6 protein-coding genes are annotated in these 7479 nt (G+C 68.2%); 4 read left to right on the top strand and 2 right to left on the bottom strand.

Features of this window, described 5'->3' with window-relative positions; all coding sequences use genetic code 11:
- Nucleotides 1-34: 34 nt before the first annotated feature.
- Together ACWGI8_RS35335 and ACWGI8_RS35340 are read right to left on the bottom strand one after the other, a co-directional pair.
- On the bottom strand, nucleotides 35-2305 hold the full coding sequence (locus tag ACWGI8_RS35335) for a (Fe-S)-binding protein (protein ID WP_453667306.1): 2271 nt from the start codon (nucleotides 2303-2305) through the stop codon (nucleotides 35-37).
- Between the two features lie 82 nt (nucleotides 2306-2387).
- On the bottom strand, nucleotides 2388-2918 hold the full coding sequence (locus tag ACWGI8_RS35340; protein WP_453667308.1) for a sugar transferase: 531 nt from the start codon (nucleotides 2916-2918) through the stop codon (nucleotides 2388-2390).
- Between the two features lie 356 nt (nucleotides 2919-3274).
- Here ACWGI8_RS35340 and dnaK point away from each other — a divergent pair, with 356 nt between their 5' ends.
- From dnaK to ACWGI8_RS35360, 4 genes are read left to right on the top strand one after another with little or no spacing between them, the layout of a single operon-like run.
- Nucleotides 3275-5128, top strand: a complete 1854-nt coding sequence (gene dnaK / locus ACWGI8_RS35345) for a molecular chaperone DnaK (protein WP_453667310.1) — start codon at nucleotides 3275-3277, stop codon at nucleotides 5126-5128.
- Nucleotides 5128-5781 carry a nucleotide exchange factor GrpE gene (grpE, locus tag ACWGI8_RS35350; RefSeq protein ID WP_453667312.1) on the top strand — a complete coding sequence of 218 codons (654 nt, stop codon included), beginning with the start codon at nucleotides 5128-5130 and terminating at the stop codon, nucleotides 5779-5781. Before dnaK ends, grpE begins: the two co-directional genes overlap by 1 nt.
- Nucleotides 5782-5823: 42 nt before the next feature.
- Nucleotides 5824-7008, top strand: a complete 1185-nt coding sequence (dnaJ, locus tag ACWGI8_RS35355; RefSeq protein WP_453667314.1) for a molecular chaperone DnaJ — start codon at nucleotides 5824-5826, stop codon at nucleotides 7006-7008.
- Between the two features lie 4 nt (nucleotides 7009-7012).
- Nucleotides 7013-7474 carry a heat shock protein transcriptional repressor HspR gene (locus tag ACWGI8_RS35360; RefSeq protein ID WP_453667316.1) on the top strand — a complete coding sequence of 154 codons (462 nt, stop codon included), beginning with the start codon at nucleotides 7013-7015 and terminating at the stop codon, nucleotides 7472-7474.
- The last annotated feature ends 5 nt before the right edge of the window (nucleotides 7475-7479 follow it).

The raw sequence follows: 7479 nt of genomic DNA on the forward strand, positions 1-7479 counted from the left end.
GGTCCGGCCGCTCACTGGTTTTCTACGAAGACGACTACTTCACGGGTTCCGGTTCCGGAGCCGGCTCGGCCTCCGTGTCACCGGACCCCGGGTCCACGGGGGTCCTGACGGAGTCGAGCAGCAGCTGCGCCACGTCCACGACCTGGAGCGACTCCTTCGCCTTGCCCTCGCCCTTCTTCCCGTTGACCGAGTCGGAGAGCATGACGAGGCAGAACGGGCAGGCGGTGGAGACGATGTCCGGGTTCAGGGACAGCGCCTCGTCCACGCGCTCGGTGTTGATGCGCTTGCCGATCCGCTCTTCCATCCACATCCGCGCACCACCGGCGCCGCAGCAGAAGCCGCGCTCCTTGTGGCGGTGCATCTCCTGCTGGCGCAGGCCCGGGACCTTGTCCATGATCTCGCGCGGCGGCGTGTAGACCTTGTTGTGGCGGCCCAGGTAGCAGGGGTCGTGGTACGTGATCAGGCCCTCGACCGGGGTCACCGGGACGAGGCGGCCCTCGTCGATGAGGTGCTGGAGCAGCTGGGTGTGGTGGATGACCTCGTACTCGCCGCCCAGCTGCGGGTACTCGTTCGCGATGGTGTTGAAGCAGTGCGGGCAGGTCGCGACGATCTTCTTCGAAGCCTTCGGCTTCTTCGTCGACTCGTCCTCGTCGTCCTCGCCGAACGCCATGTTCAGCATCGCCACGTTCTCCTGGCCGAGCTGCTGGAACAGCGGCTCGTTGCCGAGGCGGCGGGCGGAGTCACCGGTGCACTTCTCGTCCCCGCCCATGATCGCGAACTTGACGTCCGCCATGTGCAGCAGCTCCGCGAAGGCCTTGGTGGTCTTCTTGGCGCGGTCCTCCAGGGCGCCCGCGCAGCCGACCCAGTAGAGGTAGTCGACCTCGGACAGGTCCTCGACGTCCTTGCCGACGACCGGGACCTCGAAGTCGACCTCCTTGGTCCACTCCAGGCGCTGCTTCTTGGCCAGGCCCCAGGGGTTGCCCTTCTTCTCCAGGTTCTTGAGCATCGTGCCCGCCTCGGACGGGAAGGAGCTCTCGATCATCACCTGGTAGCGGCGCATGTCGACGATGTGGTCGATGTGCTCGATGTCGACCGGGCACTGCTCCACGCACGCACCGCAGGTGGTGCAGGACCACAGCACGTCCGGGTCGATGACGCCGTTCTCCTCGACCGTGCCGATCAGCGGGCGCTCGGCCTCGGCCAGAGCGGCCGCCGGGACGTCCTTCAGCTGCTCCTCGGAGGCCTTCTCCTCGCCCTCCATCGTCTTGCCGCCGCCGGCCAGCAGGTACGGGGCCTTGGCGTGCGCGTGGTCGCGCAGCGACATGATGAGCAGCTTCGGGGAGAGCGGCTTTCCGGTGTTCCAGGCGGGGCACTGCGACTGGCAGCGGCCGCACTCCGTACACGTCGAGAAGTCGAGGATGCCCTTCCAGGAGAACTGCTCGACCTGGCTGACGCCGAAGACGTCGTCCTCGCCCGGGTCCTCGAAGTCGATCTCCTTGCCGCCGCTGGTCATCGGCTGGAGCGCGCCCAGAGCGGTGGAGCCGTCCGCGTTGCGCTTGAACCAGATGTTCGGGAAGCCGAGGAAGCGGTGCCAGGCCACACCCATGTTGGTGTTGAGCGAGACCGTGATCATCCAGGTGAAGGACGTGACGATCTTGAGCGCCGCGAAGAAGTACGTGAGGTGCTGGAGCGTGCTCAGGCTCAGCCCGTCGAGGGCGGCGATCAGCGGGTACGAGGCGAAGAAGCCCGGCTCCCAGCCGTCGACGCCGTGCTGGGCGCCCTCCAGGGCGCGCAGCGTCATGATGCAGACGCCGACGATGAGGATGACGGCCTCGACGAAGTACGCCTGGCCCGTCTTGGAGCCCGCGAAGCGGGACTTGCGGCCCGCCCTGCCCGGCCTGCTCAGCTGCCGGATCACGATCAGGGTCACGATGCCGAGGACCGTCATCAGGCCGAGGAACTCGGTGAAGATCTCGTAGGGCAGCCAGTCGCCGATGATCGGGATCAACCAGTCGGCCTGGAAGAGCTGGCCGAAGGCGTTGACGATCGTGAGCAGCAGCGAGAAGAAGCCCACCGCGACGAACCAGTGCGCCACGCCGACGACGCCCCAGCGGTTCATGCGGGTGTGGCCGAGGAACTCCTTGACCAGCGTGATGGTGCGCTGCGTGGGATCGCCGGTCCGGGTGCCCGCGGGCACGGGCTGGCCGAGCCGCACGAAGCGGTAGATCTGCGCGATGGCACGGCCGAACAGCGCGACGGCCACCACCGTGATGACCAGCGACACGATGATCGCGGCGAGTTGCATTTGGGGGCTCCTCGGGCCTGCGAGGTGGGGAATCAGCACTTACTAAGCGGTAACTTATTCAGTCCGTGCTGAGACTACCCACTTATTCCGCCGCACTGTAGCCAGGCAAGCGGTGATCTGCGTCGCTCAGGTCACCCTGAGTGCGAGCCGGTCGCAGGGCCGGAATCGTACGCAGGAGAACGGCCAGATCCAGTCCGATCCAATAGTGCTCCACATAGTGCTGATCGAGCAGTTCGGACTCGTCCCACGGGAGCGTGGAATGCCGGCGGAGCTGTGCGGGGCCGGTCAGCCCCGGTTTGACGGTCTGCCGCCAGGGCAGGGCCGCGCGGGGGTTGTCGGGTGCCAGCGCCGCCGGGCCGACCAGGGACATCTCGCCCCGTACGACATGGGGCAGCCGGGACAGCAGATCCAGCCGGAAGCGACGGGTGCGCAGTGAGCGGACCGTGAACGGGTAGCCGTGCTGTCCGGTCTTGAGTTCCCGCACGAATGCGCCGCCGGGCCGGCGCTTCAGGGCCGTCGAGCAGGCCGCGGCGGCCAGCAGGGGTGAGGCGAGCATCAGCAGGACGGTGCCGAGGGTCAGATCGAGAAGGCGCTTGGGTTGCACGGCGTGCACGGCTCTCACCTGACCGTTCTGTTGTTCTCTGTCGATGTCTGCCGCGTCTGTGAACCTTTCGCGTGCTTTGTAGAACGATGGCACGGTGGGGGCGGGGGAGGGTGCAGGCCGCGCCGGGCAGGTGTCTCATGGGTGGCGCACCATAGTTGAGTCGACTCGACTCAGGTCTGTTGACCTTATGGGGTCCGTGATGCATCCTTGAGCGTGTCCCGCTCAGGTTTATCCCCGGAAGACCTGGTGGGTGCCTCAGCCGAAAGGTCTTTCCGGCTGGGGGTCCGGGGGCCCGCGGCGAAGTCGCCGATGTCACGGTCCCCGGGAAGCGCAGTACTCAAGTCCAGCTCACTGGAGGAATCGAAATGGCACGTGCGGTCGGCATCGACCTGGGCACGACTAACTCCGTCGTCAGCGTTCTGGAGGGCGGTGAGCCCACCGTCATCACCAACGCCGAGGGCGCCAGGACCACGCCGTCCGTCGTCGCCTTCGCCAAGAACGGTGAGGTGCTCGTCGGAGAGGTCGCGAAGCGTCAGGCGGTCACGAACGTGGACCGGACCATCCGGTCCGTGAAGCGTCACATGGGCACCGATTGGAAGATCGAGCTCGACGGGAAGACCTTCAACCCGCAGCAGATGAGCGCCTTCATCCTGCAGAAGCTGAAGCGCGACGCGGAGTCGTACCTGGGCGAGAAGGTCACGGACGCGGTCATCACCGTCCCGGCGTACTTCAACGACTCCGAGCGTCAGGCCACCAAGGAGGCCGGCGAGATCGCGGGTCTCAACGTCCTGCGCATCGTCAACGAGCCGACGGCCGCCGCCCTGGCCTACGGCCTCGACAAGGACGACCAGACCATCCTCGTCTTCGACCTCGGTGGCGGCACCTTCGACGTCTCGCTGCTGGAGATCGGCGACGGTGTCGTCGAGGTGAAGGCCACCAACGGTGACAACCACCTCGGTGGTGACGACTGGGACCAGCGCGTCGTCGACTACCTGGTGAAGCAGTTCGCCAACGGTCACGGCGTCGACCTGTCCAAGGACAAGATGGCTCTCCAGCGTCTCCGCGAGGCCGCGGAGAAGGCGAAGATCGAGCTGTCGTCCTCGACCGAGACGACGATCAACCTGCCCTACATCACGGCGTCCGCCGAGGGCCCGCTGCACCTGGACGAGAAGCTCACGCGCGCCCAGTTCCAGCAGCTGACCGCCGACCTGCTGGAGCGCTGCAAGACGCCGTTCCACAACGTCATCAAGGACGCGGGCATCCAGCTCTCCGAGATCGACCACGTCGTTCTCGTCGGTGGTTCGACCCGTATGCCGGCCGTCGCCGAGCTCGTCAAGGAGCTGACCGGCGGCAAGGAGGCCAACAAGGGTGTGAACCCGGACGAGGTCGTCGCCATCGGCGCCACCCTCCAGGCCGGTGTCCTCAAGGGTGAGGTCAAGGACGTCCTGCTCCTCGACGTGACCCCGCTGTCCCTCGGTATCGAGACCAAGGGCGGCATCATGACCAAGCTCATCGAGCGCAACACCACGATCCCGACCAAGCGGTCCGAGATCTTCACGACGGCCGAGGACAACCAGCCGTCCGTGCAGATCCAGGTCTACCAGGGCGAGCGCGAGATCGCGGCGTACAACAAGAAGCTCGGCATGTTCGAGCTGACCGGCCTTCCGCCGGCCCCGCGCGGCGTCCCGCAGATCGAGGTCTCCTTCGACATCGACGCCAACGGCATCATGCACGTGACCGCGAAGGACCTGGGCACGGGCAAGGAGCAGAAGATGACCGTCACCGGCGGCTCTTCGCTCGCCAAGGACGAGGTCGACCGGATGCGCCAGGAGGCCGAGCAGTACGCGGAGGAGGACCACCGCCGCCGCGAGGCCGCCGAGACCCGCAACCAGGCCGAGCAGCTCGTCTACCAGACCGAGAAGTTCCTCAAGGACAACGAGGACAAGGTCCCGGGCGACGTCAAGACCGAGGTCGAGACGGCGGTGACCGAGCTCAAGGAGAAGCTGAAGGGGGAGGACACCGCGGAGATCCGTACCGCCACCGAGAAGGTCGCGGCCGTCTCCCAGAAGCTCGGCCAGGCCATGTACGCCGACGCGCAGGCCCAGCAGGCCGCGGGCGGTGCCGACGCACCGGGCGCCGGTGCCGGCGCGCAGGCCGAGGACGATGTCGTCGACGCCGAGATCGTCGACGACGAGAAGCCGAAGGGCGGCGCTGCCTGATGACGGAGGAGACCCCGGGCTTCGAGGAGAAGCCCGACGTCCCCTCCGGCGCCACTCCCGACGAAGCGGCGCAGGCCGCCTCCCCCTCCGTCGAGGAGGGGGCGGCCCCGGCCGGGGACGCAGCACAGACCGCAGCTCAGGCAGGCCTGACCGCCCAGCTGGACCAGGTCCGTACCGCGCTCAACGAGCGCACGATTGACCTCCAGCGGCTCCAGGCCGAGTACCAGAACTACCGTCGCCGCGTGGAGCGGGACCGCATCACGGTCAAGGAGATCGCCGTCGCGCAACTCCTGACCGAGCTCCTGCCCGTCCTCGACGACATCGGCCGCGCCCGGGAGCACGGCGAGCTGGTGGGCGGCTTCAAGTCGGTGGCCGAATCGCTGGAGACGGTCGCCGCCAAGATGGGCCTGCAGCAGTTCGGCAAGGAGGGCGAGCCCTTCGACCCGACGATCCACGAAGCCCTGATGCACTCGTACGCGCCGGACGTCACCGAGACGACCTGCGTCGCGATCCTGCAGCCGGGGTACCGGATCGGCGAGCGGACCATCCGCCCCGCCCGCGTCGCGGTGGCCGAGCCCCAGCCCGGGGCCCAGCCGAAGGACCAGGCGGAGCAGGCGCCGGACGAGGAGAGCGGTGGCCCGGACGAGGGCTGACGCAGTGACTGACGCAGTGACGTACCGGAAGGAGGGACGTCGATGAGCACGAAGGACTTCGTCGAGAAGGACTACTACAAGGTCCTCGGCGTCCCCAAGGACGCCACCGACGCGGAGATCAAGAAGGCGTACCGGAAGCTCGCCCGCGAGAACCACCCGGACGCCAACAAGGGCGACGCCAAGGCCGAGGAGCGCTTCAAGGAGATCTCCGAGGCCAACGACGTGCTCGGCGACCCCAAGCGGCGCAAGGAGTACGACGAGGCGCGTTCCCTCTTCGGCAACGGTGGCTTCCGGGCCGGGCCCGGCGCCGGCGGCAGCTTCAACTTCGACCTGGGTGACCTCTTCGGGGGCACCCAGGCCGGAGGGGGCGGTGCCGGTGGTGCCGGCGGCTTCGGCGGCGGACTCGGGGATGTCTTCGGCGGGCTGTTCAACCGCGGTGCCGGTACCGGGACGCGTACGCAGCCCCGCCGTGGCCAGGACATCGAGTCCGAGGTGACGCTCAGCTTCACCGAGGCCGTCGACGGGGCCACGGTCCCGCTCCGGATGTCCAGCCAGCAGCCGTGCAAGGCCTGTTCGGGCACCGGCGACAAGAACGGCACACCGCGCGTGTGCCCGACCTGTGTCGGCACAGGTCAGGTCTCGCGCGGCGGCAGCGGCTCGTTCTCGCTGACCGACCCGTGCGTGGACTGCAAGGGCCGCGGGCTCATCGCCCAGGACCCCTGCGAGGTCTGCCACGGCAGCGGCCGCGCCAAGTCGTCCCGGACCATGCAGGTCCGCATCCCCGCGGGGGTGAGTGACGGCCAGCGTATCCGGCTGCGCGGCAAGGGCGCCCCGGGCGAGCGCGGCGGACCGGCCGGCGATCTCTACGTCGTGGTCCATGTCGACTCCCACCCGGTCTTCGGCCGCAAGGACGACAACCTCACCGTGACCGTGCCGGTCTCCTTCGCGGAGGCGGCGCTCGGCGGCGAGGTGAAGGTCCCGACGCTCGGCGGCCCTCCGGTCACGCTGAAACTGCCCGCCGGTACGCCGAACGGCCGTACGATGCGGGCCCGTGGCAAGGGTGCGGTCCGCAAGGACGGCACCCGCGGCGATCTGCTCATCACCGTGGAGGTGGCGGTGCCGAAGGACCTCGGAGACGAGGCCCGTGAGGCGCTGGAGGCCTACCGCAAGGTGACTGAGGGCGAGGATCCGCGGGCAGAACTGTTCCAGGCTGCGAAGGGAGCATGACGCGATGGACGGTCGACGTCGACAGCCCGGATTCGGTAGCAGGGCCTATGAACTGACCGACGAGACGCCGGTGTACGTCATCTCGGTCGCGGCTCAGCTGTCCGGTCTGCACCCGCAGACCCTGCGGCAGTACGACCGCCTCGGTCTCGTCTCCCCGGACCGCACCGCCGGGCGCGGCCGGCGCTACTCGGCCCGCGACATCGAACTGCTCCGGCAGGTGCAGGCGCTGTCGCAGGACGAGGGCATCAACCTGGCAGGTATCAAGCGCATCATCGAGCTGGAGAACCAGGTCGCGGCGCTCCAGCAGCGCGTTGCGGAGCTCTCGGCGGCGGTGGAGAGCGCGGCGGCGGCGATGCAGCAGCGCGAGGCGCAGGTGCATGCGTCGTACCGGCGTGACCTCGTGCCGTACCAGGACGTGCAGCAGACGAGCGCGCTCGTGGTGTGGCGGCCGAAGCGCGACCAGTAGCAGTC

The sequence above is a fragment of the Streptomyces sp. NPDC054841 genome (assembly GCF_053611045.1).